The organism is Stenotrophomonas sp. 109824_Sma, from assembly GCF_056480025.1.
This window is the reverse complement of sequence record NZ_CM151078.1, coordinates 157,838-184,633: the sequence shown is the minus strand read 5'-3', so window position 1 is coordinate 184,633 and position 26,796 is coordinate 157,838. Positions and strand designations below refer to the sequence as shown.

The 26,796-nt window shown below is 67.0% G+C and carries 23 protein-coding genes, 2 pseudogenes and 1 riboswitch; of the genes and pseudogenes, 15 read left to right on the top strand and 10 right to left on the bottom strand.

The window, feature by feature from the left end; all coding sequences use genetic code 11:
- Positions 1-281: 281 nt before the first annotated feature.
- Together ACZK1G_RS00745 and ACZK1G_RS00740 are read right to left on the bottom strand one after the other, a co-directional pair.
- Positions 282-767 carry a hypothetical protein gene (locus ACZK1G_RS00745; RefSeq protein WP_101764696.1) on the bottom strand — a complete coding sequence of 162 codons (486 nt, stop codon included), beginning with the start codon at positions 765-767 and terminating at the stop codon, positions 282-284.
- A gap of 82 nt (positions 768-849) precedes the next feature.
- Positions 850-2,013, bottom strand: coding sequence for an acyl-CoA dehydrogenase family protein (locus ACZK1G_RS00740; RefSeq protein ID WP_032962241.1), 1,164 nt, complete (start codon positions 2,011-2,013; stop codon positions 850-852).
- Positions 2,014-2,328: 315 nt separating this feature from the next.
- On the opposite strand from ACZK1G_RS00740, the gene ACZK1G_RS00735 reads away from it, so the two are divergent.
- Together ACZK1G_RS00735 and ACZK1G_RS00730 are read left to right on the top strand one after the other, a co-directional pair.
- Positions 2,329-4,005 carry an electron transfer flavoprotein-ubiquinone oxidoreductase gene (locus ACZK1G_RS00735; protein ID WP_101764695.1) on the top strand — a complete coding sequence of 559 codons (1,677 nt, stop codon included), beginning with the start codon at positions 2,329-2,331 and terminating at the stop codon, positions 4,003-4,005.
- Positions 4,006-4,070: 65 nt separating this feature from the next.
- Positions 4,071-4,472: a c-type cytochrome gene (locus tag ACZK1G_RS00730; RefSeq protein ID WP_101764694.1), complete on the top strand. Its 402-nt coding sequence runs from the start codon at positions 4,071-4,073 to the stop codon at positions 4,470-4,472.
- Here the strand turns inward: ACZK1G_RS00730 and ACZK1G_RS00725 are convergent.
- Positions 4,466-8,065 (bottom strand): ATP-binding protein, encoded by a 3,600-nt coding sequence (locus ACZK1G_RS00725; RefSeq protein WP_101764693.1) that lies wholly within the window; start codon positions 8,063-8,065, stop codon positions 4,466-4,468. The two genes, ACZK1G_RS00730 and ACZK1G_RS00725, sit on opposite strands and share 7 nt — an antisense overlap.
- Positions 8,066-8,140: 75 nt before the next feature.
- On the opposite strand from ACZK1G_RS00725, the gene ACZK1G_RS00720 reads away from it, so the two are divergent.
- The 7 genes from ACZK1G_RS00720 (at position 8,141) to pnuC (ending at position 17,006) form a co-directional block, all read left to right on the top strand.
- The gene (locus ACZK1G_RS00720; RefSeq protein WP_014035550.1) at positions 8,141-8,779 is read left to right on the top strand and encodes a response regulator; all 639 of its coding nucleotides are present in this window, start codon (positions 8,141-8,143) and stop codon (positions 8,777-8,779) included.
- Positions 8,780-9,160: 381 nt separating this feature from the next.
- Positions 9,161-9,937 (top strand): hypothetical protein, encoded by a 777-nt coding sequence (locus tag ACZK1G_RS00715; RefSeq protein WP_101764692.1) that lies wholly within the window; start codon positions 9,161-9,163, stop codon positions 9,935-9,937.
- Between the two features lie 112 nt (positions 9,938-10,049).
- Positions 10,050-12,050 (top strand): peptidoglycan-binding protein, encoded by a 2,001-nt coding sequence (locus ACZK1G_RS00710; protein WP_197622043.1) that lies wholly within the window; start codon positions 10,050-10,052, stop codon positions 12,048-12,050.
- A gap of 246 nt (positions 12,051-12,296) precedes the next feature.
- Positions 12,297-12,704 (top strand): glycine zipper 2TM domain-containing protein, encoded by a 408-nt coding sequence (locus tag ACZK1G_RS00705; protein ID WP_101764691.1) that lies wholly within the window; start codon positions 12,297-12,299, stop codon positions 12,702-12,704.
- 121 nt (positions 12,705-12,825) lie between these two features.
- Complete coding sequence (locus ACZK1G_RS00700) at positions 12,826-13,950, top strand: phosphotransferase enzyme family protein (protein WP_101764690.1); 1,125 nt, start codon at positions 12,826-12,828, stop codon at positions 13,948-13,950.
- 119 nt (positions 13,951-14,069) lie between these two features.
- Positions 14,070-14,165: riboswitch (TPP riboswitch) on the top strand.
- A 70-nt stretch (positions 14,166-14,235) separates the two neighbouring features.
- A complete protein-coding gene (locus ACZK1G_RS00695; protein ID WP_101764689.1) occupies positions 14,236-16,425 on the top strand; it encodes a TonB-dependent receptor in 2,190 nt (729 codons plus the stop codon).
- An 8-nt stretch (positions 16,426-16,433) separates the two neighbouring features.
- Entirely contained in the window at positions 16,434-17,006 is a 573-nt protein-coding gene (gene pnuC, locus ACZK1G_RS00690; protein ID WP_101766364.1) for a nicotinamide riboside transporter PnuC, read from the top strand.
- A gap of 145 nt (positions 17,007-17,151) precedes the next feature.
- On the opposite strand, the gene ACZK1G_RS00685 is transcribed toward pnuC, so the two are convergent.
- The 5 genes from ACZK1G_RS00685 to ACZK1G_RS00665 all read right to left on the bottom strand — a co-directional run bounded on the left by ACZK1G_RS00685 (position 17,152) and on the right by ACZK1G_RS00665 (position 20,666).
- A complete protein-coding gene (locus ACZK1G_RS00685; RefSeq protein WP_101764688.1) occupies positions 17,152-17,571 on the bottom strand; it encodes a hypothetical protein in 420 nt (139 codons plus the stop codon).
- A 91-nt stretch (positions 17,572-17,662) separates the two neighbouring features.
- Positions 17,663-18,637, bottom strand: coding sequence for a Dyp-type peroxidase (locus tag ACZK1G_RS00680; protein WP_101764687.1), 975 nt, complete (start codon positions 18,635-18,637; stop codon positions 17,663-17,665).
- 123 nt (positions 18,638-18,760) lie between these two features.
- Complete coding sequence (locus ACZK1G_RS00675; RefSeq protein ID WP_101764686.1) at positions 18,761-19,129, bottom strand: VOC family protein; 369 nt, start codon at positions 19,127-19,129, stop codon at positions 18,761-18,763.
- A gap of 68 nt (positions 19,130-19,197) precedes the next feature.
- A complete protein-coding gene (locus ACZK1G_RS00670; RefSeq protein ID WP_101764685.1) occupies positions 19,198-19,965 on the bottom strand; it encodes a helix-turn-helix transcriptional regulator in 768 nt (255 codons plus the stop codon).
- Between the two features lie 125 nt (positions 19,966-20,090).
- Positions 20,091-20,666 carry an OmpO family porin gene (locus ACZK1G_RS00665; protein WP_005411880.1) on the bottom strand — a complete coding sequence of 192 codons (576 nt, stop codon included), beginning with the start codon at positions 20,664-20,666 and terminating at the stop codon, positions 20,091-20,093.
- Positions 20,667-20,827: 161 nt separating this feature from the next.
- On the opposite strand from ACZK1G_RS00665, the gene ACZK1G_RS00660 reads away from it, so the two are divergent.
- The 5 genes and pseudogenes from ACZK1G_RS00660 to ACZK1G_RS00640 all read left to right on the top strand — a co-directional run bounded on the left by ACZK1G_RS00660 (position 20,828) and on the right by ACZK1G_RS00640 (position 24,360).
- Positions 20,828-21,832 carry a DUF2268 domain-containing putative Zn-dependent protease gene (locus ACZK1G_RS00660; protein WP_233490822.1) on the top strand — a complete coding sequence of 335 codons (1,005 nt, stop codon included), beginning with the start codon at positions 20,828-20,830 and terminating at the stop codon, positions 21,830-21,832.
- Between the two features lie 211 nt (positions 21,833-22,043).
- On the top strand, positions 22,044-22,316 hold the full coding sequence (locus ACZK1G_RS00655) for a hypothetical protein (protein ID WP_010487149.1): 273 nt from the start codon (positions 22,044-22,046) through the stop codon (positions 22,314-22,316).
- Positions 22,317-22,482: 166 nt separating this feature from the next.
- On the top strand, positions 22,483-23,169 hold the full coding sequence (locus tag ACZK1G_RS00650) for a L,D-transpeptidase family protein (RefSeq protein WP_101764684.1): 687 nt from the start codon (positions 22,483-22,485) through the stop codon (positions 23,167-23,169).
- A 49-nt stretch (positions 23,170-23,218) separates the two neighbouring features.
- The gene (locus ACZK1G_RS00645) at positions 23,219-23,509 is read left to right on the top strand and encodes a hypothetical protein (protein WP_101764683.1); all 291 of its coding nucleotides are present in this window, start codon (positions 23,219-23,221) and stop codon (positions 23,507-23,509) included.
- A 480-nt stretch (positions 23,510-23,989) separates the two neighbouring features.
- Positions 23,990-24,360 (top strand): annotated as a pseudogene (locus ACZK1G_RS00640) (hypothetical protein).
- A 13-nt stretch (positions 24,361-24,373) separates the two neighbouring features.
- On the opposite strand, the gene ACZK1G_RS00635 reads toward ACZK1G_RS00640, so the two are convergent.
- Positions 24,374-25,039 (bottom strand): Ivy family c-type lysozyme inhibitor, encoded by a 666-nt coding sequence (locus tag ACZK1G_RS00635; RefSeq protein WP_101764682.1) that lies wholly within the window; start codon positions 25,037-25,039, stop codon positions 24,374-24,376.
- A 136-nt stretch (positions 25,040-25,175) separates the two neighbouring features.
- On the opposite strand from ACZK1G_RS00635, the pseudogene ACZK1G_RS00630 reads away from it, so the two are divergent.
- A pseudogene (locus ACZK1G_RS00630) lies at positions 25,176-25,630 on the top strand (YybH family protein).
- 123 nt (positions 25,631-25,753) lie between these two features.
- Here ACZK1G_RS00630 and ACZK1G_RS00625 read toward each other — a convergent pair.
- Entirely contained in the window at positions 25,754-26,779 is a 1,026-nt protein-coding gene (locus ACZK1G_RS00625; protein ID WP_005407597.1) for an NAD(P)H-dependent glycerol-3-phosphate dehydrogenase, read from the bottom strand.
- Positions 26,780-26,796: the final 17 nt, after the last annotated feature.

Here is a 26,796-nt window from a genome sequence, read left to right as displayed (position 1 = left end):
GCCCAATTGCTGTGGCGGGCGCATGCGTTCATGGGCGTTACTTTTCTTTCCGCGCGGAAAGAAAAGTAACCAAAAGAAACGCGCCGCCATCCGCGAGCCGGTGCTGCGCACCGGTACCCTGCGCTCCTCGGCCCGCCGGGGGATGGCGCGGAACTCGCTGCGCTCAGACATCCGCGCCTCTTCGCCCCCGCCGGACCTGCGATGCTCGGCTCGCTTCAAGGCGGACCCAACAGCCGCTCAGTAGATCCACGCCATGCGTGGATATCTTCCGCCTGGATCAATCAGGAGCGGGCGCCATTGCGTTGCCTGGAACGCGTGCGATTGCCCGCAGAAGGAAACTCCAGACCATCAATATCAGCATGCGTGCCGCACAAGCCCAAGCCCATTGCCGTCGGGTCGATCCCGCCGGATGAGACTCTCAGCGCACCTGCATGTTGCTCGATAACCACTGTGCCTAGTTCGGACTGGTGAATCAGCTTTCCGCCTTCTGGCTTCATATGCAGCACGAAGGAGCAGACGTGCTGCATCGCCTGGATACTGTGCAGCTCAACCCTATAGCCCAGTGATTCTTCGACAATCGACAGGCTGTCCCTGAACCCATCGCGGCAACTACGCCCGCTGCCCGGTTCGGTACACAGATCGCTCGCCTGCGAATAGCTGCCTGTCCATGCCCCATGATCGCTGTCGCCTGCCCACGCCATCTGCAGCACGGAGGCTTGGAAAAGCAGCGAGAGACACAGCAGCCTTACAGCGGGATTGTTCTTCATTCAGCTTGCATCTCCGGATAGGCGTCCCATGTCGCCCACCCTACTCGGCAACGCCGGCCAGCGGCCGGCGCTACCGGTGCACTCAGAACGCGTTGATGCCGGTCAGTTCGCGGCCGATCACCAGCTGGTGCACGGTCTCGGTGCCTTCATAGGTGATCACCGATTCCAGGTTCAGCGCATGCCGGATCGCCACGTGCTCGGTGGTGATACCAGCGCCGCCCAGCAGATCGCGACACTCGCGGGCGATGTCGATGGCCATGCGGCAGTTGTTCCACTTGGCCAGGCTGACCTGCTGTGGCTGCAGTTGGCCGGCTTCCTTCAGGCGGCCCAGCTGCAGCGCCAGCAGCTGCGCGGTGGTGATACGGCGGGCCATTTCGGCCAGCTTGATCTGCGCACTCTGCGTGGCGGCCAGCGGGCGTCCGAACAGCACGCGCTCCTTGGCATAGCCCAGTGCTTCATCCAGGCAGGCAATGGCGGCACCGATCGGGCCCCAGCTGATGCCGTAGCGGGCCTGGGTCAGGCAACCCAGCGGGCCCTTGAGGCCCTTCACGTTCGGCAGGCGATGGCTGTCGGGCACGCGCACGTCATCGAAGAACAGCGCGCCGGTCAGCGACGCACGCAGGCTCATCTTGTGCTTGATCTCCTGCGTGGTGAAGCCGGCCATGCCCTTCTCCAGCACGAAGCCCTGGATGCCGTCCTCGGTCTGCGCCCAGACGATGGCCAGGTCGGCCACCGGGCCGCTGGTGATCCACATCTTGCTGCCGCTGATGCGCCAGTCGCTGCCGTCGCGCACCGCGCGGGTCTTCATGCTGGCCGGATCGGAACCGCCGTGCGCCTCGGTCAGGCCGAAGCAGCCGATCAGCTCACCGCGCGCCATCGCCGGCAACCACTGCTGGCGCTGTTCCTCGCTGCCGTAGGCATAGATCGGGTACATGCACAGCGAGCTCTGCACCGAGACGAAGCTGCGCAGGCCCGAATCACCGCGCTCCAGCTCCTGGCAGATCAGGCCATAGCTGACCGCCCCCAGGTCGCCGCCGCCGTATTCGGCTGGCAGGGTCGCACCGAGCAGGCCCAGCGATGCGATCTCCGGCACCAGTTCAGATGGGAAACGGGCCTGGTCAAAGGCATCGCCGATGATCGGCAGCACGCGCTCGTTGGTGAAGCGGGCGACGCTCTCCTGCACCGCGCGCTCTTCCTCGTTGAGCAGGGAACGGACATCGAACAGATCGTACGGATGCAAAGCCATGGCACTCACGCGCAGTCAGGACCCGGCCATTGTCGGTCATCCGCAAGCATCGCGTCTGGTAGGTGTGGACCTTGGTCCACACGGAAGCGGGTCCGGGCGGTGAAACAATGTGCCAACCAAGGTTGGCACCTACCCGGCCACGCGCATTACGCTGCACCGCAGCAATCGTGACGTGAACATCGGCGATCTAGCTCGATCACGCGCGGCCCGGTACCCTGACACATTCAAACAACCGTTTCGCTCGTGGCTGCACGCGCGATTCCCAGGCACCGCCGGTGGCCCCGATGCCGGCCCTACCCACGAGTCATGCAATCGATGAGCGCTGAAGCCAACGCCCTGCCCCCGCGTGAAGTAATGGAGTTCGACGTGGTGATCGTCGGCGCCGGCCCCGCCGGCCTGGCCACCGCGATCCGCCTGCGCCAGCGCGCGATCGAAGCCGGCCGCGAACTGTCGGTGTGCGTGCTGGAGAAAGGCTCCGAGCCCGGCGCGCACGTGCTGTCCGGTGCGGTGATGGATCCGCGCGCGCTGACCGAGCTGTTCCCGGACTGGGCCCAGCGCGGCGCACCGCTGAAGCAGAAGGTCACCCGCGACGAATTCCTGTTCCTCAGCGAAACCGGCGCGCGCAGCACGCCCAATGCGCTGCTGCCGGAATGCTTCCACAACGAAGGCAACTACATCATCAGCCTGGGCGAAGTGACCCGCTGGCTGGCGCAGCAGGCCGAGGCGCTGGAAGTGGCGATCTTCCCCGGCTTTGCGGCCGCCGAGGTGCTGTACGGCGACAACGGTGAAGTGATCGGCGTGGCCACCGGCGACATGGGCATCGAGAAGGACGGCAGCATCGGCCCGGCCTTCGAGCGCGGCATGGCGCTGCAGGCCAGGTACACGATCTTCGCCGAAGGCGCACGCGGCCACCTCGGCCGCCAGCTGATCGCGCGCTACAAACTGGACGAAGGCAAGGACCCACAGGCCTACGGCATCGGCATCAAGGAACTGTGGCAGATCGACCCGGCCAAGCATGAGCCGGGCCTGGTGGTGCACGCCGCCGGTTGGCCGCTGGACAGCGACACCTATGGCGGCGCGTTCCTGTACCACGCCGACGGCGGCAAGGTCGCCATCGGCTACGTGGTCGGCCTGGACTACAGGAACCCGTGGCTGAGCCCGTTCGAAGAGTTCCAGCGCTTCAAGACCCACCCGTCCATCCGCAAGCACCTGGAAGGCGGCACGCGCATCGGTTACGGCGCGCGTGCGATCACCGCCGGTGGCCTGCTGTCGCTGCCGAAGACGGTGTTCCCCGGTGGCGCGCTGGTCGGCTGCGAGGCCGGCTACCTCAACGCCAGCCGCATCAAGGGCAGCCACGCCGCGATCAAGACCGGCATGCTGTGCGCCGACGCCGCGTTCGATGCACTGGCTGCCGACCGCCAGCACGACGAACTGAGCGCCTACCCGAAGGCGTTCGAAGCCAGCTGGCTGTTCACTGAGCTGCAGCAGGCCAAGAACTTCAAGCAGTGGTTCAAGAAGGGCCAGACCGTGGCCACCCTGATGACCGGTGTGGAGCAGTGGCTGCTGCCGAAGCTGGGCGTGCGCAACCCGCCGTGGACCCTGCACCGCACGCTGCCGGACCATGCCTGCCTGGAACCGGCGGCCAAGCACACCCGCATCGCCTACCCGAAGCCGGATGGCGTGCTGACCTTCGACCGCCTCAGCTCGGTGTTCCTGAGCAGCACCAACCACGACGAGAACCAGCCCAGCCACCTGACGCTGAAGGACCCCAGCATTCCGGTGAAGGTGAACCTGGCCGAGTACGCAGGCCCGGAAGCCCGCTATTGCCCGGCCGGTGTGTACGAGTTCGTCGGCGAAGCCGACAACGCGCGCCTGCAGATCAACGCGCAGAACTGCGTGCACTGCAAGACCTGCGACATCAAGGATCCGACCCAGAACATCGTCTGGGTGACCCCGCAGGGCGGCGGCGGCCCGAACTACTCGGGCATGTGATCGCCCCGGGCTGCGACCGCGTGTCGCAGCCCGGCCGCTCCATCGCACCGCTATCCTGCCCGCCCATGCGTGCCTCCCGCCTGCTCATCGCCGTTGCCGTGGCCCTGCTCGCCACGGCCTGCCAGCGCCCACCCGCGGTGCCGGCCACGCCCGAACAGGCGCAGCAACAGGCCATGCAGCGCGCGTTCGAACTGTGTGCCGGCTGCCACACCGTGCAGCCCGGTGGCATCCATCGCTTCGGGCCGAACCTGCACGGCGTGATCGGACGCCGCGCCGGCAGCCTGCCCGACTATGGCTACTCCGACGGCATGCGCCGCGCCAACATCACCTGGACCGCGCAGACCCTGGATACCTTCCTGCAGTCACCCACGCACCTGGTGCCGGGCACGCGCATGTACAACGCTTTCCCCAGCGCAGAACGCCGCGCCCTGGTGATCGCCTACCTGCAGCAGCAGTCGGCTCAGTGAGCCAGGCGCTGCAGCTGTTGCTGCAGCCGCACCACGAACGCCGTTACGGCGGCGAACAACGGCGCCGGATCGGCCTCCGTCGCATCCTGCAGGCGCTCGACCAGGGCATTGGCCTGCCCGGCCAGTGCCGTCGCCCCGACCGCCCCCAGGCCGCCCGCCTGGCGATGCAGGTGCAGCGCCGCGGCCTCGCGGTCGCCGGCCTGGACGGCGCGCTGCACGGCCGCCAGGTCGCCCTCGCTGGCCTGCAACAGGCTGTCGCGCAGCTGCTCGGCCACCGCGCGCGAGCCGAAGCGCTGCTGCAGGGTGGCCAGATCAGGCAGCACTTCATCGTCGTCGGCGACGGCCTCCTGCACCGGCGCCTCGAACGACTGGCCCTGTGCCTGCGGCAGCCAACGCAGCAACGCGGTGCGCAGCGTGGACAGCGACAGCGGTTTGGCCAGCACCTCGTCCATGCCGGCCTCGCGGCAGCGGCGCGCATCGTCGTCCAGCACGCTGGCGGTCAGCGCCAGCACCGTCAGCCGCGGCTGGCCGGTACGGCCCTCGCGCTCGCGCAGCAGGCGGGTGAAGCCGAACCCGTCGAGTACCGGCATGCGGCAGTCGGTAATGACCAGATCGAAGGACTCCGTCGACAAGCGGTCCAGCGCCTGCTGGCCATCGCCCAGCAGCACATGGGGCACGCCCAGCTGCTGCAGCCGCCATGCCATCATCGCCTGGTTGGTCGGGTGATCCTCGATCACCAGCACCCGTGCCTGGCGCAGCGCGGCGGGCAGCAGCGCGGTCTGGTCCTGCTCGGCCAGCAGCGCCGCCGCGTCCTCGCTGCCGGCCTCCACCAGCGATATCCGCACTTCGGCGCGGGTTCCTTCGCCCAGCGTGCTGTGCAGGGTCAGTTCGCCCTGCATCATCTGCACCAGTCGCTGGCAGATGCTCAGGCCCAGACCCGTGCCGCCGTGGTCACGCTGGATGTAGGCACCGGCCTGCGCAAAGGGCGCGAACAGGTGCTGCAGTTGTTCCGGCGCGATGCCGATGCCGGTGTCGGTGACGCTCAGGCACAGCGGTTGCACACCGTCTTCGCTGGTCGGGCCCAGCACCTCCAGCTGCAGGCGTACTTCGCCCTGTGCGGTGAACTTGATGGCATTGCTGAGCAGGTTGAACACGATCTGGCGCAGTCGCACCCCATCCACTTCGTGGGCGGGGGCCAGCTGTGGGTCGATCTGCACGTGCAGCGCCAGGCCACGCGCACTGGCCTGTGCGGACAGCAGTCGGCACACGCTTTCCAGCAGGGGCCGAAGCGGCTGCGGCACCGGCTCCAGGCGCATTGCGCCCGCTTCCAGCCGCGAGTAGTCGAGGATGTCGTCGAGGATCTGCCGCAGCATCTGCGCCGAATCCTCGATCACGCCAAGAATGCGCTGCTGTTCGCTGTCCAGCGGGGAATGCGCCAGCACTTCCAGCATGCCCAGCACGCCGCTCATCGGCGTGCGGATCTCATGGCTCATCGTGGCCAGGAAGCGTGATTTGGCCTCGGCGGCCTGCTCCGCCTCCGCCTTCGCCGCCGTCAGGGCGTCGGCCTGCATCCGCGCTTCGCTCACGTCCACCCAGTAACCACTCCAGATCACCGCGCCCTCTTCGGCGGCATAGGGGTGGGCCTGGCTGCGCACCCAGCGCGCGCCCTCCCCATCACTGCGCAGGCGGAACTCCAGGATCAATGGGGCGAACTGGCGCGCGGCCTGCTCGATGGAGTGCAGGATGTGCGCGCGGTCCTCTTCCTCGATGCGTTCCAGCAACACCCTCGCGTCCTGTTCGGCCTGCTGCCGGGTGATACCGAACAAGGCAGGCAGGTCGCCGGCAATGAACGGGAAGCTGAGCGTGCCATCGGCATCGCGACGTGCCTGGTACACCACCGCAGGCAGATTGTCGGTCACCTCGGCCAGGCGCTGCTCCAGCTGGCGGCGTCCGGCCACCTCACGGCGCAATCGCCAATGGCCGACACCATGCACCAGCATCGCGGTCAGCAGCACCAGCAGCACTGGTATCCCCCACCGCAGCGCGTTGTTCCAATTGACGCCGTTGCGGTACTCCACGGCCAGCCAGGCGCTGCGCAGCGCTTCGCGCTTGCGTGGGGTCATCTGCAGCAACAGGCGGTCGAAGGTAGTGGCCAGCGCTGCATGTCGTCGATCCACCGCCAATGCCAGCTGGTCATTGAAGCCTGCCGGAGCCGCCACCTGCAGCCGCGCCGGGAAACGGCTGCGCAGCAGGTGATCGACCAGCGCAAGATTGCCGACGTAGGCATCGGCTTCACCATCGAGCAGGCGCTGCAGGGCCTGCTCGGCGCTGCGCGCAGCAATGATCCGGGCCTGCGGTGCCTGCTGCAGCACGTAGCGGCGCAGGCGCTCCGGATCAGAAAGCAGTACGCGCTTGCCCTGCAGGTCGGCCAGTCCCAGCAGCGCCGGACCATCGGTCCGGGTGACGATCACGTTCGGCACGCTGATGAAGGGCTGGCTGAACACCCAATCCGGGCCCAGGTAGCGCGAATCCGCGGGCATGCCCATCACCGCCTGCAGTTCACCGCGGCGGGCCTTCTCACGCACCTCGTACCAGTCGTGGCTGTTCTCGATCTGCAGGTTGGCGCCCGCCTGCATCAAGCGCTGCAGGTACTCGCTGGCCAGGCCACTGGGCCGGCCATCCTCGCCGGTGAACGACAGCGGCGCGGCATTCGGGGCGAAACCGATCTTCAGCGGCTGCTCCAGCACACGCTTCTCGGCCTGGCTCAGCGCCAGCTGCGCTGATGCCGACCAATGCGGAGGGGGCAGCCAGCGTTGCGCCAGCGCATCCCGCTGGGCCTGGCTGGTGGCAGCCAGCGCCAGGTCCAGGGCTTCAGCCAGGGGTTGCTTGCCGTTGGGAATGCCGAAGTGCAGCCGTTCGGGGGGAAGGTCGCTCGGTCGCAGCAGCGCCACGCCCTGCAGGCGTCGGCTGGCGATCAGCTCGGTGGCGACGAAGGCATTGCCGATGTAAACATCGGCCTTGTCGTCTCTGACCATCTGCAACGCTGTCAACGTGTCGTTTGCGACAAGCTGGCGGGCACGCGGGAAACGCGCGCGTACCTGCGGGCCGGTCAGGAAATCCTGCTCGATCACCACCCGCAGGCCATCCAGGTCGGGTATCTCGGACGCACGAAGGTCCGCCGGTCGCCCCACCAGCGCCAGTGGCGCTTCGGAATACGCAGCGGTATAGACCATGCAGCGGGTGCGGTCGGCACTGAGACCGACATTCATCACCACGTCGATCTCGCCACGACATGTCGCATCCAACACGGATGTCCAGTCGGGATAGCGGCGCATCTCGACCTTCACGCCGAGCTGGCGTGCAAGATGCGACAGGTAGTCCGGCCCCAGGCCGACCTGTTCGCCATCACGGAGGGACTCGAAGGGGGGCCAGCCACTGTCATACTGCCCGACAACGATGGTCGGATGCGCCACCAGGTATTCGCGCTGCAACGGGCTGAGCGGCAGCAGGCCAGGGGCCGGCTGTGCCTGGGCCACGGGCAGGGCCAGCACCGCCAGCAGCAGGAGCAGCCCGCGAACAGCCCACCTACGCATCTGCGTCGATCTCCTAGAATCCTGCCAGGGACCGCGATGGTCGCGGTCCGGCGTGCCCGATGGCCATACTAGAGCATGAGCTTGCGCATCATCATCGCAGACGATCACCCCGTGGTCCGTATTGGTACCCGCGCCGTCATCGAGTCGAGCGGCGTGGGCCGCGTGGTCGGCGAGGCCGACAGCGCGCAGGCGCTGATGACCCTGCTCGCCAACCAACCCTGTGACCTGCTGGTCACCGACTACTCCATGCCGGGCAGCCCACAGGCCGATGGCTTCGCCATGATCGGCATGATCCGCCGCCGCCATCCCGACCTGCCGGTGCTGATGCTCAGCGTCTCCAGCAACCTGGCGATCCTGCGCATGGTGCTCGACAGTGGCGTGCTCGGTCTGGTCGACAAGAGTTCGTCGATGGACGAGCTGCCGCAGGCCATCCAGTCGGTCTACCGCGGCCAGCCCTACATCAGCCGCAGCCTGCGCGAGCGGGTGGACGCGGCCGGCAGCTGGCGCATGCGCGAGGGCGACGGCAAGCCGTTGTCACCACGCGAAGTGGAGGTGCTGCGACTGCTCGGCACCGGCATGACGGTGAAGGAGATCTCGCTGCAGCTGCACAAGAGCGTCAGCACCATCAGCCGGCAGAAAGGCGACGCCATGCTCAAGCTGGGGCTGAAGGGTGACGCCGAATTGTTCGACTACCTGCGTGACGGCAAGATCTGAGACGAACTTCACATAACAGCCCCGCCCGCCGCGGCCCCCTTTGACGGCCTGCGGATCTGTGCCAAGATTGAGGGGCATGAGTTCTCAACGCGAGGTCGAAGGAATCGACCGGCTCATGTCCTCGCTCCCGTCCCAGGTGGATGGGGTGCGGCTTCCTGCCGGCCGTCTGGCCCGGCAACGCTGACCATGGAGAGGCGCATGCAGTCCCCCCCCGAGCTACGTTGGACCCTGCCGTTGCGGCCCCTGCGCGCATTCGCGGCATGCCTGCTCGTCTCTCTTTCCGCTGCCGCCTGCAGCGCCGCCGATCCGGCCCCCTCGTCCTCCCAGCCTGCGCCTGCGCCTGCGCAGGCTGCCAACGCGCCCCGACAGGATGTTGCCCCGATGCAGAACCCCGCTCCCGCTCCCGATGCCGCCGTCACCCCGCCCGACGCGCCGACCGTGATGTATTTCATCTACCAGGTGGATGGCGATGGTGCGACGTCCTATGAGGTCCAGAACGGCAGCGTGGCGACCTTCTGGTTCGGCCACACCTTCACCCTGGACGGCACCACCTACTACACCGGTTTTTCCTGGGACACCCGCGAGCACTACGGCAAGCCGGGCGAACAGCAGCCGGCCGGTCCCGACGACCGCGCCAATCTGGCCGAGGCCACCTTCGTGCTGGCCGGCGGCGACGCGAAGAAGCCGTGGAAGTTCCGTGGCCAGGAATGGACCATCGGTGCGCTCGGCGCCTACGACAAGGCCGACGACATCGATACCCGGCGCAAGCCGATCGAACACCGCACCACCGACGGCCGCCTGCTGCTGGCGGTGCCGACCAGCAGCTTCGACCGCGGCATCAGCAGCAGTGGCTACGCCCTGCTGCTGTTCAACCCCAAGCGCAGCGAGGACGACCTGGACAGCAAGGTCTGGCGCTACGTCGGCTCGGTGCGCACCGGGGAAGACAACAGCGCGGCCTGCGACGACGGCAACGTGATGCCGTGCACCGACAGCGACGGCGAACTGGCCTTCGTGGCCGACGGCAACAGCCTTCCGCAGCTGACCGTGACCTTCAAGGGCACCACCATCGAAGCCCCGGGCAAGACCCGCGCGCTGGGTGCCGGCGACACCGTGCACTACCGCTTCGACAGCAAGGCCCAGCAGTACATCGCGCCCTGATTTCCATCCGCCGCAGGCGGGTTACCTGTTGACCGACATGTTCTTGACTCACGGATGAGTCCGGTTGGCGATTCGCGGCATCGGCCGCTCCATCAACCCCGAGGAAAACGTCATGGCACAGCATGACTACAGCAAAAAGGAAGTCCTGGACATCGTCGAGCAGGTCGCCCGGCAGAAGGGCATTCCGGTCGATGACTTCATGCGCTTCGCGCACATCGAGACCGGCGGCACCTTCAACGAGCGCGCCCACAACACCTCGACCGGGGCCAAGGGCCTGTTCCAGTTCGTGCCCGGCTCGGCCCGCCAGTACCACCTGACCGGCCATGAGTTCGACCCGACCCGCAACACCGAAGCCGCCGCGCAGATGTACCAGGACAACCTGGGCTCGATGGCGCGCCGCAATGAGCGCACCGGGCACCCGTACCTGTCCGGCGGCGACACGCCGACCGGCCTGGACCTGTACCTGGCCCACCAGCAGGGCAGCGCCGGCTACGGCTCGGTGCAGACCGCGATCGCCACCGGCACCTTCGGCGTGGTCCGCAACGGCCATGGCGAAGAGATCAACATGCGCCGCAACGTGCTCAACCAGATCGGCTCCGATGCCAAGGCCCTGACCGGCCACACCCTGGCCGAGATGCGTGGCATGAACGACGGCGACCTGGCGCGGACCTTCTCCAGCTACTACATCCACAAGTACGCGGCGATCAGCATCCCGGAAAAGCACATCGAACCGCAGGCGGTGGCACCGGGCCAGACCCAGACCCAGACCCAGGCTCCGGCCACCCCAGCGCAGACCGCTGCAGTGGGCGCTGCTGCAGCCACGCTGGCGGCGACCGCAACGGCTGCCGCCACGCCGAAGCCGGGCATCGAACTGCACGCCGCCTACGACGCCGGCGTGAAGTACGACGATGTGAAGTACGCCATCAACATCCCGGGCCACGCACTGTACGTGCCGGGCAAGACCGGCAAGAACGTGGACCAGGGCTACATCGATTGCTCCGGCTGGGTCGGCACCCTGCAGAACCGGACCATGGACGAGATCAACCAGAAGGCCGGGCACGCTGTCTTCAGCAAGGCCGACCGCATCGACCTGGGCAACCTCGGTTCCGGCGGCATCGTGCACAAGGCCGTCGAACAGTCCGGCGTACTGCTCGAGCGCGACGCCATCCTCAAGCCCGGTGCGCTGAAGGAAGGCATGGTCATCGGCCTGGATACGGCCAGGACCCGCCACGAGCACTGGAATGGCATCGACCACATCGTGATGGTGGTGCGCGACCCGAACACCGACAAACTGCTGATCAGCCAGTCCACCGGCAGCAAGGGCGTGCACACCATGCCGGTGGAGGACTACCTCAAGCAGGTGAAGGACCACCCGAACTGGAAGCTGTTCGCGTCGGACCCGTTGTCCAAGGCGCGCGACCTGCTGGAGAACCGCACCCAATCGCACGAGCAGACCCAGGGTAAGCCTGCCGCCGAGCACAAGGCCGCCGCCACCCCGCACGCCGAGCTGTACAAGCCGGGCGCGCACAGCGAGGGCGTACGCAAGGTGCAGGAGCAGCTGGGCCACCTCGGCTATGCCGGGGCCGACGGCAAGCCGCTGGTCGAGGACGGCCGCTTCGGCCGCAATACCGAAGCGGCGGTGCGCCAGCTGCAGAAGGACAACGGGCTGGTCGCCGACGGCATCGTCGGTGCGAAGACGCTGGATGCGATCAAGGAGGCCCGCGAGCGCCCGCTGCTGAACGACGAGCGACACCCGCGCAATCCGATGTACCTGCAGGCCACCGAAGGCCTGGAGCGGATGCCGGCGGGCACCTTCAAGGACCGCCACGCGCTGGAAAGCGCCGCAGCGGCGTTGACCAGGGAGGCGCATGCCGCCGGCCTGCAGCGCATCGACGCGGTGGTGCCCAGCCCGAACGGTGAGCGCCTGTTCGCCGTGCAGGGCACGATCGGTGACCCGGCGGCCAGCCGCGTTGCGGTGGAAACCCGCACCGCCAGCGAACAGAGCATGGCGCTCAGCAGCGGCGCGGTGCACGGCGCGCCGAACGTGCTGCACCAGCAGCAGGACGCGCAGCAGGAACAGACCCGCCAGGCACAGAAGGCCATGGGCATCTGAGCCCGCAGCGCCTTGCAGACCGGGAGGGGCCGCGCCATGCGCGGCCCTTTCCCTTTCTGCCAGCTGAGCGGCCAAGGCCGCTTTCAGCCTTGCTTCATGCCGCCTGCCGCTAGATGAATGCGCAAGCCGCCCGGTAGGCCAGGCAATGTTCCGGCAATGTTGGAACGCCAGCGTGGACACCACGGCAGCCGGGGCGCCCCGCGCCCTCCCTGCCCAGCGTGGCATGCACCTCACAGGAGAACGAACATGCTCAGTACTTCCGCACTCAGCTTCCGTGGTCTGGCGATGGCCCTGGCACTGGTGGCCGGTGTCGCCGTGGTCAGCGATGCCAGCGCGATGTCGAGGAAGGACAAGCGCACCCTGGTCGGCGCCGTGGTCGGTGGCGTGGCCGGCAACCTGCTCTCCAACGGCGACCCTGCGGCCACCGTCGGCGGTGCCGTGGCCGGCGGCGCGATCGGCAACCTGACCACGTCCGACCGCCGCGACCGTCGCTATTACGACAACCGCTACTACGACAATCGCTACGATCGCCGTTACGACCGTGGCTACTACCGCAGCGGCTATTACGACCGTGGCGATGACCGCCGCTGGCAGCGTGAGCGCTACTACGACAACCGCTACTACAACGACCGCGGCCGCCATCGCGGCTGGTAAGCAGCGCCGACACACCGATGACGCGGAGACGGGCGGGTCGATGACCCGCCCGTTTGCGTTGGCCACGCGCATGGCGTTGAATGCGCAGCCTTGGATGTGACTTTCCCGATCGGACTGCGGCATGACGTCTTCCTCCCACCGCGTGCAGGGCCTCAACAACGATGAGGTCGCCGCCGACTGGCCGCCGATCAGCGCGGCGGACATTGCGTGGCTGAGTGCGCGTTTCCCGCAGCTGGGCGGGCACAGCCAACCGCGCTGGCACAGCCCGCGGCCGCTGTCGGCCGCCGCCATTGTCGACGGCACGCGCGGCGAGGTGTTCATCAAGCGCCACCACCACAGTGTGCGCAGCGCGGCCTGCCTGGAAGAAGAACACCATTTCATCGCCCATCTCGCCGCCGCCGGCGTTCCGGTGGTGCAGGTGCTGCCGGCCACCGATGGCCGCACCGCGATCGAACACGGCGAATGGACGTTTGAACTGCACGATGTCGGCGTGGGCGAAGACCTGTACCGCGACGCGGTGTCGTGGTCGTTGCTGACCGATGTCGCAGAGGCCCGCGAGGCGGGCCGCATGCTGGCCCAGCTGCACCGTGCCGCCGCCAGCTACCACGCGCCCCAGCGCAGCACCCATCTGCTGGTCGCGCGCGATGATCTGATCCGTGCCGACGATCCGATCGCAGCGATCAAGGCGGAGCTGCACGCGCGCCCCGGGCTGGCCCGCTATCTCGCGCGCATTCCATGGGAAGCGCAGCTGCAGCGCGACGTGCTGCCGTGGCACGCCGGGCTCGCCGAGCGCCTGCGCGACGAGCCACGGCTGTGGGCGCACAACGATTGGCATGTTTCCAACCTGCTGTGGCGCGACGGGCAGGTCAGCACCGTGCTGGATTTCGGCCTGGCTTCACCCACCAGCGCCTTGTTCGACCTCGCCACCGCGATCGAGCGCAACGCAGTGGCGTGGCTGGAACTGGAGCGCGGGATGGAGGCGGTGCGCATCGACATTGCACTGGCGTTGCTCGACGGCTACCGTGAGGTGCTGCCCTTGTCGGCAGCACGCGTGCATCTGCTGGCCGACCTGCTGCCGATGGTGCATTTCGACTTCGCACTGTCCGAAGTGGAGTACTTCGAAGGCATCACCGGCTCGACCGCGAATGCCGACGTGGCCTGGCAGCCCTTCATGCTGGGGCACCCGGCATGGTTCCGCACCGGGCCAGGGCAGGCGCTACTGCAGGCCCTGCACGCGGCGGCGTGACCCGGTTGGTACACCGTCGGGGTCAGATCCCCTTCCTTCGGAAAGGGATCTGACGCCGCACCGCCCCGCCGCCTGAAGGGCACCGGCTCGCAAATCCGTACCATTTGTAGTGAAATGGTCACCTGAAGCGGGGGTGCCTGGATCTGCCAGGCTGAGAGAGTCCCTTGGAACCTGATCCGGTTTGCACCGGCGTAGGGAGCTTTGAGCCGCAGCCACACCCCCGTCATGGGCCGGTGCACCTGCGCGCCGTCGCTTCGTCTCCCTTGTTGTCCGAAGACGAACCGAATGAACCGCTGCCTGCGCCCCACCCTGCTCTCCCTCGCCCTCTGCGCCGCGCTGCCGCTGCATGCCAGCGAGGCTGACGCTGCTCCCGATGCGGCTGCCACCGGCGCCGATCGTTCGCCGACCGAACTGGCGGCGGTGCGCGTGGAGGCTGGCAAACCGAAGGCCGATACCTCTCGCGTGAACGCCTTCGGTGGTGGAAGCTGGAAGGACACGCCGGCCTCGGTGAACGTGCTCGAGCGCGATTACCTCGACCGCCGCCAGGTGCGTTCGCTGTCCGAGCTGGCCAGCAACGATGCCTCGCTGGGGGATGCCTATGCACCGGTGGGCTACTACCAGAACATCGCCATCCGCGGCTTCGCGCTGGACGCCGCCACCGGCTACCGCTTCAACGGGCTGTCCATCGCCGGCGAGCAACGCCTGGCGCTGGAGAACGTGCAGTCGGTGGAGATCCTCAAGGGTGAAGCCGGCCTGGCGGCAGGCGTGATGGCGCCGGGCGGGATCATCAACTACATCGGCAAGCGCCCGGCGGAAGTGCGCACCGCCACGCTCGGCACCGATTCGGAAGGCTCGCGCTACGTCGCCGTCGATGTCGGCCACTGGATCACCCCGCGCTTCGGCCTGCGCCTGAATGCCGCATGGGATTCCAGCAATTCCTACGTCGAGCACGCCGATGGCCGCCGCAACTTCTACTCGCTGGCCGCCGACTGGCTGATCGGCGAGCGCGGCAAGCTGGAAGTGGATGCCAACTACCAGACCAGCTCGCAGCGTTCGGTGTCCGGCTACCAGCTGCTGGGCGCACGCGAACTGCCGCGCGGCGTCGACCGCGAACACCTGCTGGGCTACCAGCCGTGGCAGCGCCCGGTGGATATCGCCAGCACCAATATCACCGCCCTGCACACCTACGAATTCAATGACGCCTGGCAGTCGCGTGTCTCGGTCGGCCACAGCCGCTCGGTGATCGATGACAACGTCGCCTTCGCCTATGGCTGCTACTACGCCGTGCAGTGCGCCGATGGCAGCGTACCGGGCAACTACTTCGCGCCCAACGGCGACTACGATGTCTACGACTACCGCAGCCCGGACGATACCCGCCGCAACCAGCAGGCCCGTGCGGAGCTGCGCGGCCGCTTCGAGACCGGCAGCGTCGGCCACCAGCTGACCGTTGGTGCCGACTACTTCCGCCGTACCGTGGACAAGCGCCCGAGCGTCAACGAGTACGTCGGCACCAGCAACATCCACGACGCGCAGGTGCCGGTATTCGAGCCGTCGCCGAAGATGCCGGGGCCGTCCGCTCGGCGCCTGGACAGCCGCCAGACCGCGTTCTTCGCGCTGGACCGGATGAGCTTCGGCGATGACTGGCAGTGGCTGGCCGGTGGCCGCTTCGTGCGCCTGGACGAGCGCGCCTACGACAAGCGCGGCATCCCGCAGCGGCACAGCCGCCTGTCGCGCTTCCTGCCGCAGACCGCGCTGGTGTGGAAGGCCACCGACCAGCTCAACGCCTATGCCAGCTATGTGCTCGGCATCTCGTTGGGCCAGGAAGCGCCGTTCTGGACCAGCAACGCCGACACCTTCCTGCCGTCGGTGCAATCGCGGCAGCTGGAAGTGGGCGTGAAGTACGTGCCGGTGGAGGCGCTGACGCTGGGTGCGGCCGTGTTCCGCATCTCGCAGCCGTACCAGTACGCCAAGCCGGACAGCAGCGACGTCGGCTACACCTTCGTCGAGGAAGGCACGCAGACCCACACCGGCCTGGAGCTGACCGCCAACGGGCAGCTGACCGACGCGCTGCAGATCGTGGCCAGCGCCAGCGTGCTGCAGGCGCGCGCGCGCGACACCGGCACCCCGGCCTATGAAGGCCATCAGCTGGTGAACGTGCCGAAGGTGCGCGCCAGCGTGCATGTGGCCTACGCGCTGCCGTTCGTGCAGGGCCTGGACGTGACCGGCGGCTGGCGCTATGCCAGTGCCAATGTGGCACGCGCCGACGGTGGCGTGCGCGCACCGGACTACTCGGTGTTCGATGCCGGCCTGCGCTTCCAGCATCGCCTGCACGAACGCGCGGTGACCTGGAACCTGTCGGTGGACAACCTGTTCAACCGCTTCTACTGGCGCGACACCGGCAGCAGCGGCGGTGATTACTACCTGTTCCCCGGCGCACCGCGACAGGCCCGCCTGTCGGTGACGTTCGCGCTGTGAGCGGCGTGATGCTCGAGTGGACCGCCGCGCTGTGCAGCATCCTCGGCGTCTGGCTGATGGCCCGGCGCCGGTTGTCTGCATGGCCAGTGGGCCTGCTGTCGGTGACGCTGTACGGGCTGGTGTTCGCCGAGGCCAAGCTGTACTCGGACACGCTGTTGCAGGTGATCTTCGGCGGCTTCCTGGTCTATGGCTGGATCAACTGGCGGCAGCATGCCGCCGATGAGGGCAGCATCCGCATCGTGCCATTGGCGCGCGGCAAGCTGCTGCGCGATCTGGCCATCGGCGTGTGCGGTGGCGTGGCGCTGGGCGCGGCCATGCACAGCTTCACCGACGCTGCCCTGCCGTGGTTGGATGCGATGCTGACCGGTCTGAGCCTGGTCGGGCAATGGTGGCAGGCACGTCGCCACGTGGCCTGCTGGTGGGTGTGGATCGCAGTGGACGTGGTGTACGTGGGTGCGTACCTGTTCAAGTCGCTGCACGTGACCGCCGCGCTGTACGTATTCTTCCTCGGCCTGGCCGTGTTCGGCCTGCGCGCATGGAGCGCAGCCGCGCGCGAGCCGCGGGGTGCACCCGTGCGTTGATGCGGATGGCCGGGCTGTGCGCTGGCCATCCACAGTAGAGCCACGCCATGCGTGGCTGAGGGCTACGGTAGTCGCCAACCTTGGTTGGCGCGCGCCTGACGACCAGGGTCGGCATCTACCAGACACATCCACGCATGGCGTGGGTCTACTTCGGCTCCAGTACCAGGCCCAATCGCATCGGCTGGCGCATGTCGGCCGGCGGTGCCGCCTGCAACGGCGAGGCCTGCAGCGTCGCACGCAGATCGGCGTCGATCTGGGCATCGCCCAGGCTGTCGAATTCCAGTTTCGAGATGCGGCCATCCGCCGCGATCCACACGCTCACCGGCAGCGGCGTCGGTGCATCCGGATGTGCCTGCAGCCATTCCAGCACGCGCTGCGCCTGCGGGTCCTGCTCCTGCTGCAGGCGCTGCTGCAGCTGCCCCCCCACGGCGGCGGCGTAGGCCATCCAGTGCGCAGGAGCTTCCTGCGCGGAAACGCTGGCACTCCCCAGTGCCAACGCACCGAACAACGCGGCCAGTGGCCGCCACCAGCGGCGCATGCCGGTCCTGTTCCCTGCCATGACCATCGCCTGCCTCCTGCACTCCCATCCAGCGCGCCATGGTCGGCGCCATAGATGACAGGCAGATGGCGGCGGGGAGGGGCCAGGCCGGGCGCGATCACTCGGCCAGGTCGGCCAGCACCTTGCGCGAGGGCGCGAAGAAGGTCACGCCGGTGGTGGCGGTGGAGAAATCGAGGATGCGGTCATGCAGCGGCGCGGGATTGCCGATGAACATGCGCTCGAGCATCGTCTCGATCACCCACAGGCGGCGCGTGTAGCCGATGAAGTAGGTGCCGTACTCGCCACGGCCCGGGTTGGCGAACGGCATGTTGTCGCGCAGGATCTCGTGCTCGCCGTCGGCATCCTCGATGGTGCACAGCGTCTTGTGCGATTTCTGCGCATCGGCCGGCGCATCATCCAGCTCGATGTTGTCGTGCTTGGTGCGGCCGATGATCGCTTCCTGCGCCTCGGTCTTCTGAGCGCGCCAGGCATCAAGATTGTGCAGGTACTTCTGCACCACCACGTAGCTGCCACCGGCATGCTCCGGGTCTTCCTCGCCCACGATGGTGGCTTCCGGCAGCGACAGCCCTTCCGGGTTGGCGGTGCCGTCGACGAAATCGAGCAGGTCGCGGCCATCGAAATAGCGGAAGCCGGCCACGTCATCGACCGTTTCCACCGCATCGCCGAACGCCATCAGCAGGTTGCGCTCGAACGCCACGATCAGGTCCATGGTGCGCGCACGGATGTGGTACAGCAGGTCACCCGGTGTGGACACGGCCGTGTGGGTCGCGCCCTTGATCTCGCGGAACGGCTGCAGCTCACGCGGCGGCGTGGTGCCCACCAGCGGCTGCCACACGCGGTGGCCGATGGCCACGTTGCAGGTGAAAGTGCGCTCGATCTCACGGATGGCGGTGTTCTTGATCAGATCATCGGTGCTGGCCAGCACCTCGCGCGCCTTGGCGATCGACGCCTCGTCATCCTTCACCTTCAGCACCAGGAACGCCGCCGAATGGGTGAGCGGCGCAGTGATCTGCTGCGGCTCGTTGTCGAGCGTGTGATTGAGGGCGGTGATCGGTGCGGGCTGGGAATTCACGGCAGTTCCTGCTGGCTTCAGACGGGTGCATCGCCGACGGCGATGTGCCGGCGATCATAGCGGAACCGCCTGACCGGGGACGGAGCGGTTCTCGTTCCGTCCACCGATAAAGGTCGGAAGACCTCAGTCCACGTCACTCCAGACCGCCAGCTCATAGCCATCCAGATCGCGGAAATGGAAGCGGCGGCCACCGGGGAAGGTGAACACCGCCTGCACCACCTCGCCACCGGCGGCAACCACGCGCTGCTGTGCACCAGCCAGGTCCGCGCAGTACAGGATCACCAGCGGACCGCCGTGCGCGCGCACCGGTGCGTCGGCCACGAAGCCACCTTTCAGGCGGCCATCGTCGAACTCGGTGTAGGCCGGGCCATAGTCGGTGAAGTTCCAGCCAAACACCTCGCCGTAGAAGCGTTTGCTGCGGGCGATGTCGGCGACGTTGAATTCGATGTTGTCGATGCAGCGTTCGGCATCGTGGGTAGCGGCATGGCTCATGGGGTGGCTCCGTGGTTGGAACCCCAGCTTCGGTCAGCGCGGCACGCCGGTCTTGAACGAAACGGCCATCATCGCCCCCATTCCACGCGGAGCTGCCGTGCGGTCATGCTGGCAAGCTCTCGCGCCTCACGGCTGAGATGGGCCTGGTCGGCATAGCCGGCATCGGCGGCCAGCATTGCCAACGAGTGCTGCGGCAGCGCGCGGCTGTGCCGCAGGAAGCGTTGCAAGCGCAGGATCCGCTCCAGCGTCTTGGCCCCGTAGCCGAACTGCGACTGGCTGAAGCGCCGCAGGCTGCGCGGGCTCAGGCTCAGACGTGCCGCGAGCTCATCCAGCGTGGCATGCCCGCTGGCAAGCGCCTGGAACAGGACGTGCGCCCGCTGTGACCGGCTGTCGGGCGCCGCGCCCCCGAGGTGCGACTGCAGGCAGTGCGCCATCCGCTGCAGGCGCTGCGCAGGCGCGGTGTCGCCGATGGAAGCCGCGGCCTCTACCGCCCATCGACCCTTGAGATCAGCCAACGGCACCGCCTGGCCGATGATCTCGGCCAACGGCAGGCCCAGCGCGGCCAGCGCCTGCCCTGGCCGGAAGCGCGCACCCAGCACCTGCGCGCCCGGTGCCAGCATCGGATGTGCGGCTACCCGGTCAGGGCCGACGACGAACAGCGCACCGTCGCGCCAGAGGATATCCACGCAGCCATCGGGCAGCACGGTGATGTGCCCATCAGCATCGTCAGGAAGCTGGCTCTGCCACAGCTGGCCGAAGCGGCCACGCAGCGGGGCAGGTGCCAGATGCTCCTGGTAGGCCGTGCCGGTACCTGCGAGAGAGGAAGGGTCGCGCATGCCGCATTGTCGCGCCACGCGGCCCATAAAAGTGAAGCCCGGCGCGAGGCCGGGCTTCGGTTGGCGTGTGGGAGAGAGAGAGAGAGTCACACGCCAGCACAACACGCACTAACGACAGGCGTTTGTTACCAGGTGAAGCGCGGGCCCACGAACCACTCGCGGTCGCCGGCCTTGGCCAGCTTCACTTCGCCACTCAGGCCCCAGTTCTGGTTGAACTTGGCGGTGGCGCCGACGCGGCCGTAGAACTCGCCGTCCGGGTTGATGCCGTGCTTCTTGGTGTAGTCCTCGTAGCCGGCCATCACGTAGCCTTCCACGTACGGGTTGAACGCGGTGCGCACGCCGACTTCGGTCGAGTAGCCGTTGAAGTCGAGGCCGTGCTTCATGTCGAACTTCTGGTACGCGACGCGGGCCACCAGGTCGGTGTTCGGTGCGATGCCGTAGTTGTAGCCGGCACCGATGCGCCACTGGTCGACGTCATTCTTGAACTTGTCGGTCTCCTGCGCGCTGTAGTCGCCGAAGATGTGGAAGTTCGGGTGCACCGCCACGGAACCCTTCACCTTCCAGCCATCGGCGTCGCCGCCCTTGGCATCGGTGTTCACGTAGCCGCCTTCAACGTAGTTGTACGACAGGCCGTCGGTTGCCGATGCAGCGAACGGCAGAGCAGCCAGAAGACCCAGGGCGAGCAGCGAATTCTTGTTTATCGGGACACACCTTTAATTATTTTGGTTTCGTCGGCCGCCTCCCGGGAGGGGGAGAGAGAGGAGGCGGTCGACAGGTGTGAATTATCCGTTAGGGGGTCTAATCAACCCTGAATATTGAACTGACTGGTGTATAAATAAGGCTGGCGTTCAGGGAACTCCACATGCCGCACGCGTTCGCCGCGTCACTGCTGTTTCCGCCCCATGCGCGCCGCGCAGTGCGGGTGCTGCTGCTGGTCGTCCTGCCGATGATGCAGCTGCCAGCCAGCGCCGCCGAGCGCGCCCAACCTTCTGCGCGCATCGTGGTTCAGACAGACGATGTCACGCGATTCTTCAGCGTGCTGGATGCCAGTGGAGGAAAACCGAGTGCCGAAGATCTGCAGCGCGGCTATCTGGACACCGGCACGGATGCATTGCGCAGCTTCACCGATAGCCGCATCGGTTCAATGGAGCGTTTGGCCAGGACCATCCAGGACAAGCCGGCATTGTTCGCCAGGGCGCGGACCTGTGCAGCGGCATTGCCGGCGATCCGCGCGCGGGTTGCCGACGCACTCGATCGGTTGGGCACGCTGCTCCCCTCCGCACGTTTTCCTCCGGTCACCGTACTGGTCGGGCGGGGCAACAGCGGCGGCGTCACCACCAAGGATGGTGTGGTGATCGGACTGGAAGCACTGTGCAACGCCGACTGGATGCAGCCCGATGTCGGCGATCGTTTCGTGCACCTGATCGCCCATGAGTACGTGCACGTGCAACAGCCCGGTGCGAGCGTCGATGTCATGCAGCCCACCCTGCTCTATCAGACGTTGCTTGAAGGCGGCGCCGAGTACGTGGGCGAACTGATCTCGGGGCAACCGGCCAACGCGCATCTGCATCGTTGGACGCAAGGCCGCGAATGTGCGCTGGAGCGCGCGTTCGTACAGGACAGTGCAGGCACCGATCTTTCGGAGTGGCTGTACAACGGCCCCGGCGATGAAGCACGACGCGGAGATCTCGGATACTGGGTCGGCTACCGCATCGCCCGCGACTATGTTTCCCGCGCGCCAGACAGGACCAGGGCCATCGCCACGCTGCTGGATGTGCGCCCCGACACCGCCGCGAGCGTGTTCGAGGCGAGTGGATGGAAGCCTGCCTGCACCGCTGTAAATGGCGTCGAAAAGCAGTTGCCGTGACAGCGGCTTCATACTGATGAATTGGCGATCTTGAACAGGCGCAAGGCGCTCCGCCGACGCAGATCAGCTCGCCTGATCCCGCTTGTTAATGCAGGGTCAGAAGCGGGCTTCACAGTGCATCCACGTATTCAAATTCCAGCTGAAAGCGCTTGGTAGCAGCGGGAACAAACGCCGCTATATTCCAGCTTCCCCAGACGAAGGAGGGAGTGCAATGAACCTGAACCCGCAACACATGAAGACGGCCCGCGCACTTGCTGTAGCGCTCATCGCTACCGTGAGCCTTGGCGCCTGCGCCTCTTACAAGAACGAGTTTGCAACCATCAACTCGCGTCTCGATCAGCTCGACGTCAAGGTGCAGGGTGCTGCGCAGAGCGCGGAGTCCGCCAACCAGTCGGCACAGCAGGCCAACCAGCGTCTGGACCAGATCGAAGGTCGCGTGCAGCAGCTTGAAAGGGCACCTGCCGGCCGCAAGCCGCGCGGGTAATCGCTCCCTCACCGTTTGAATTGATCCACTTCTGTATCGGGTGTATCGGGACCCAGTGGCCTTCGCCGGCCACTGGCATCCTTCCACCCACGATTGCATTGCAAGGAGCCGTCCCATTCGTACTTCCTCCTCCCCTGCACGCCGCGCCCTCCATGCCGCACTGGCCATGGCACTGGTCGTTGCGTGCAGCGGCGTAGCCAACGCCAGGGACAAGGACGCACCTGCACCACCGGTGGCCGCCGTTGATGAACTTCCGCCCGACCAGAGCGTGTCCGAGACGGTGATCGAGCTGGCTGGCTGGGTCGTCGCCAGCAAGGACAACCAGGGCTATCCGTTCGCGATCATGGACAAGGCGGCCGCCCAGGTTCTGGTCTTCAGCGGCGACGGCAAGCTGCGCGGTGCAGCACCGGCGCTGTTCGGTTCGGCCATCGGCGATCACTCCGCACCCGGCGTCGCCAAGCTCGCACTCAGCGCGATTCCCGGCCACGACCGCACCACGCCAGCGGGCCGCTTCATCGGTGGTTACGGCCCTTCCGACGATGCCGGGCGCGTGCTGTGGGTGGACTACGATTCCGCCGTGTCGATGCATCCGCTGCCTCCGGGCAGCCCGAAGGAAAAGCGCGCCGAGCGACTGGCGACGCCGACGCCGGACGACAACCGCGTCACCCACGGTTGCATCAACGTCTCGCCTGCGTTCTACGAGCAGATCGTGCAATCCACGTTCGAGAAGGGCGGCGTGTTCTACATCCTGCCGGACAAGGATTCGATCGCGAAGACGTTCCCGGAGTTCGCGCAGAGCCGTGGGGATGCAAAGGACGAAGACGAGAAAGGTGCACGGCGCGCGAGCAAATAGATCGCGCTAGTGTGTTGCCTCGGCTCCCCGCCCAGGCTCACGGTGAAACATGTCGCACTACTATGTCCACAATGGCTACTGCGGCTGGGCCTACGGCACGCCAAGCGATCCTCAGCTGATCTCGCCCGAGGATGCTGCCAGGCTGATGCAGACCGCGGGACTCAGCTCCATGCAGGTTTCATCCATCCTGCCACCGGCCGAGTACGCCGAAACTGGAAGCCGCCTCTTTGAAGTGACGGGCGGCAATCGATTCCTGTTCCTGGGAGACCACTCCGACTGCTCGGATGTCGATTCGGGGAAGGTCTCCTCGCCTCTCGTCATCGACTGGACGGCGGTCTGACACTGTCGTTGTTTGACGCCGTTCTCGGCCCTGCTCTGTCGTCATCGGCTTGGTGCGGCACCTGTACGCCACGTCATCAACTTCGACCCATGTCGCATATTCCCCATGCCGCTACGGCCGTTGCGCCGCCTACATCTGCGGCAGCTTAACAGCGTGCCAAAATGCCGAAAGCGTCTTTGTTTCAGCGTGGAATGCAACTGTTCTGATTGGCACTGCGCAGCGACCCGCGTACAGATGGCGGGCCACCGGAAAATGGGTGGCCGGGCCTCGAAAACCCGTTAGATCACGAACGTTGTTTGCGCTTGCCAGCCGGCGTCATCCCGCGTGGCGCCGGCTGGCATTCCGTCTGCCGGCTATGGCGGGCGGAGCGTGGAGGCCTTGCGCCTGCCGGTCTTGTTCGTGATCTCCCGGTTTTCGAGCCACGTCTCCGCCCGCCACCTTTGCGTGGCGGCTACCGTCTGTCCTGCACGGAGCACTGCCATGACCACTCCGGACTTCCCTCGCCTGCATCCGCATCACTCACCCGCCAAACCCGGTGAGCCGTCAGAACGCCTGCGGCCGATCCGAATGCCTTCATCGCCACGCTTCATCGCATAGGCAAAGGCGCGGCCGCCGACGGCCAGCCCTGGCCGGAGCGTCACCAGATGCCGGGACGCTGCATGGCGCTGGCCGATGCGGACTGCGCACTGGCAAGCCAGCGCGTGACGCTGCAACTGCTGCTGGCGGCCGAACGCGTGCGCCAGAACGGCACGGAGGCCGAGTACGTGGGCGACCGGGTGATGGAAGGGCTGATCATGGCGTGCCTGGCCATGAACGCACAGGCCAACGCACGCATGCGGCCGGACGGGTGACGCCGGCACCACATCACTCGCAGAGCGCGCTGTCTTCCTTCAAGGCGGCATCCTGCAGTGGCTGGCGCTGTTCGATCTGCTTACGTTGTTCCGCCGTCGGTTCGCCCAGCCACCACACACGACAGCGCGCGGTAAGTCGGCCGACCATCTTCGACTGATCGGGCGAATACAGCATCGCCAACGCGGTGCCGGGGCAGTCGTGGGCCTGGCAGGCGGTGTAGAACCACCACGGCTCGCCCTGCAGCACCACCAGTTCGCCAGGCCCGCTGGGCCCGCTCAACAGGCGTTCGCGCAGCGACGGAATCTCTTTGTCGGCGGATTCGGCCGCCGCCGTGTTCTTCATCAGGGCGTTGAACGCGGCCAGCACCTTCGGGTCCTTGCGGCCGCAGTCATCCACGGTGTTGCCGCCCACAAGGGTGAAGAAATGGGTCGCCAGCGGATTGTCCGCGCAGGTCAGTTCGCCGCCGGCGCTCGGGTCTTCCGGTTCGCCTTCGTTGTCCCACACCGCGGGGTCCACGCCGTCTTCGATGGACGGTTCCTTTTCGACCACCGTCGCCGTGGCCGCCGGTGCTTCGGTGGTCGGTGCCGGTGCGGCCGGTGCTGCATCGGGTGCCGGTGCCTGCCCGCAGGCGGCCAGCAGTGCGACCGTCAGTGCCATCCCTGTGATTCGAATCTTCATTCCGTGTCCTTGTCTGATCTGCGGTGCATGCAACCATGCGGGCGCCTGCGCGATTCTAACCAGCAGCGCGCTAGGATGCGTTCGCACCTTCCCGTCATCGCCTGGAGGCGGACGCATGCGCCGTGCACGACTCGCCATGATCTTCTGCAGTGCCCTGCTGCTGGCATCGCCGGCCATCGCCCACGATGCAGAAGGCGCGAAGCCCGCACAGCCGCTTCCCGATGCAGCCTTGCCCGCGCCGCTGGATCGCGTACTGCGCGACTACGAGCAGGCGTGGCGTGCGGGTGACGCCAAGGCGCTGGCCGGGTTGTTCGCCGAGGACGCTTTCATCCTGCAGAGCAACCAGCCCCCGTGCGCGGACGCGATGCGATTGAACGCGCGTATGCCGGACAGGGTGGCAGCCCGCTGCGGCTGCGTGCCCTGGCGTACTCGGTGGAGGGGAACGTCGGCTACATCATCGGTGCCTACACCTACGGCAACAACGTAGGAGACACCGGCAAGTTCACGCTGACGCTGAAGCGCGCGGACGATGGGCCGTGGTTGATCTTCTCGGACATGGACAACACCAGCGCGCCGCCACGGTCGCGGTGATTGCTGCCGCCGGGCGCCAACCAAGGTTGGCAGCTACCAGAAGCGGGTTCGGCAGTAGATCCACGCCATGCGTGGATGGGTCGCGCACAAAAAAACCCCGGCACGTGGCCGGGGTTTTTCGATTCACTTGAACAGCGTGTCCGGATATTCCGGTTTCTGCTCCCGCGCCAGCAATGCGCGCAGACCTTCTTCAGGTGTCTGCTCGCCGTGCAGCACGGCACGCACGCGGTCGGAGATCGGCAGGTCGATGCCATGGCGGCGCGCCTGTCGCATCACTTCGTCGGCGGTCTGCACCGACTCGACCACCTGGCCGATTTCGCGCACGGCATCCTGCAGCGTCTGGCCACGGCCCAGGGCCAGGCCCAGGCGGCGGTTGCGCGACAGGTCGCCGGTGCAGGTCAGCACCAGGTCGCCGAGGCCGGCCAGGCCCATCAGCGTTTCCGGCTTGGCGCCGATCGCCGCGGCCAGGCGCAGCATCTCGTTGAGGCCACGGGTGATCAGGCCGGCACGGGCGTTGAGGCCCAGCTGCATGCCATCGGCCACGCCGGTGGCCACGGCCAGCACGTTCTTCATTGCGCCGCCCAGCTCGGCACCGACCATGTCGTCGCCGGTGTAGGCGCGGAACGCCGGGCCATGCATCGCCTCGGCCACCGTCTGCGCGAACTCGGGCACGTCGCCGTGCACGGTGATCGCGGTCGGCAGGCCCTGGGTCACTTCCTTGGCGAACGACGGCCCGGTGACGACGGCCAGCGGCACGTCCTCACCCAGCACTTCGCGCGCCACTTCATGCAGGAAGCGGCCCGAACCGGGTTCGAAGCCCTTGGTGGCCCAGGCCACGCCGGCACCGGCCGGACGCAGCGGCGCCAGCGCACGCACGGTCTCGCCGAACGCATGCGACGGGGTCACCACCAGGATCCAGGCCGCGCCCTCCACGGCCGACGCCAGGTCGGTGGTGGCACGCAGGCTGTCCGGCAGCGGGATGCCCGGCAGGTAGCGCGGGTTCTCGTGGCGCTGGTCGATGGCCTCGACCACGGCAGCGTCGCGCCCCCACAGCACGGTCGGGTGACCGTGCCGTGCGAGCAGGCTGGCCAGCGCGGTTCCCCAGGAACCGGCGCCCAGCACGGCGATCTTGTCAGCGGTAGTGCTCATCCGTGACGTCGCGGCAG

What these genes read in the sequence shown, in the direction of transcription:
- ACZK1G_RS00745 (WP_101764696.1), bottom strand. Translation starts at nt 767, where the DNA reads ATGAAGAACAATCCCGCTGTAAGGCTGCTGTGTCTCTCGCTGCTTTTC.
- ACZK1G_RS00740 (WP_032962241.1), bottom strand. Translation starts at nt 2,013, where the DNA reads ATGGCTTTGCATCCGTACGATCTGTTCGATGTCCGTTCCCTGCTCAAC.
- ACZK1G_RS00735 (WP_101764695.1), top strand. Translation starts at nt 2,329, where the DNA reads ATGAGCGCTGAAGCCAACGCCCTGCCCCCGCGTGAAGTAATGGAGTTC.
- ACZK1G_RS00730 (WP_101764694.1), top strand. Translation starts at nt 4,071, where the DNA reads ATGCGTGCCTCCCGCCTGCTCATCGCCGTTGCCGTGGCCCTGCTCGCC.
- ACZK1G_RS00725 (WP_101764693.1), bottom strand. Translation starts at nt 8,065, where the DNA reads ATGCGTAGGTGGGCTGTTCGCGGGCTGCTCCTGCTGCTGGCGGTGCTG.
- ACZK1G_RS00720 (WP_014035550.1), top strand. Translation starts at nt 8,141, where the DNA reads ATGAGCTTGCGCATCATCATCGCAGACGATCACCCCGTGGTCCGTATT.
- ACZK1G_RS00715 (WP_101764692.1), top strand. Translation starts at nt 9,161, where the DNA reads ATGCAGAACCCCGCTCCCGCTCCCGATGCCGCCGTCACCCCGCCCGAC.
- ACZK1G_RS00710 (WP_197622043.1), top strand. Translation starts at nt 10,050, where the DNA reads ATGGCACAGCATGACTACAGCAAAAAGGAAGTCCTGGACATCGTCGAG.
- ACZK1G_RS00705 (WP_101764691.1), top strand. Translation starts at nt 12,297, where the DNA reads ATGCTCAGTACTTCCGCACTCAGCTTCCGTGGTCTGGCGATGGCCCTG.
- ACZK1G_RS00700 (WP_101764690.1), top strand. Translation starts at nt 12,826, where the DNA reads ATGACGTCTTCCTCCCACCGCGTGCAGGGCCTCAACAACGATGAGGTC.
- ACZK1G_RS00695 (WP_101764689.1), top strand. Translation starts at nt 14,236, where the DNA reads ATGAACCGCTGCCTGCGCCCCACCCTGCTCTCCCTCGCCCTCTGCGCC.
- pnuC (WP_101766364.1), top strand. Translation starts at nt 16,434, where the DNA reads ATGCTCGAGTGGACCGCCGCGCTGTGCAGCATCCTCGGCGTCTGGCTG.
- ACZK1G_RS00685 (WP_101764688.1), bottom strand. Translation starts at nt 17,571, where the DNA reads ATGGTCATGGCAGGGAACAGGACCGGCATGCGCCGCTGGTGGCGGCCA.
- ACZK1G_RS00675 (WP_101764686.1), bottom strand. Translation starts at nt 19,129, where the DNA reads ATGAGCCATGCCGCTACCCACGATGCCGAACGCTGCATCGACAACATC.
- ACZK1G_RS00670 (WP_101764685.1), bottom strand. Translation starts at nt 19,965, where the DNA reads ATGCGCGACCCTTCCTCTCTCGCAGGTACCGGCACGGCCTACCAGGAG.
- ACZK1G_RS00660 (WP_233490822.1), top strand. Translation starts at nt 20,828, where the DNA reads ATGCCGCACGCGTTCGCCGCGTCACTGCTGTTTCCGCCCCATGCGCGC.
- ACZK1G_RS00655 (WP_010487149.1), top strand. Translation starts at nt 22,044, where the DNA reads ATGAACCTGAACCCGCAACACATGAAGACGGCCCGCGCACTTGCTGTA.
- ACZK1G_RS00650 (WP_101764684.1), top strand. Translation starts at nt 22,483, where the DNA reads ATGGCACTGGTCGTTGCGTGCAGCGGCGTAGCCAACGCCAGGGACAAG.
- ACZK1G_RS00645 (WP_101764683.1), top strand. Translation starts at nt 23,219, where the DNA reads ATGTCGCACTACTATGTCCACAATGGCTACTGCGGCTGGGCCTACGGC.
- ACZK1G_RS00635 (WP_101764682.1), bottom strand. Translation starts at nt 25,039, where the DNA reads ATGAAGATTCGAATCACAGGGATGGCACTGACGGTCGCACTGCTGGCC.
- ACZK1G_RS00625 (WP_005407597.1), bottom strand. Translation starts at nt 26,779, where the DNA reads ATGAGCACTACCGCTGACAAGATCGCCGTGCTGGGCGCCGGTTCCTGG.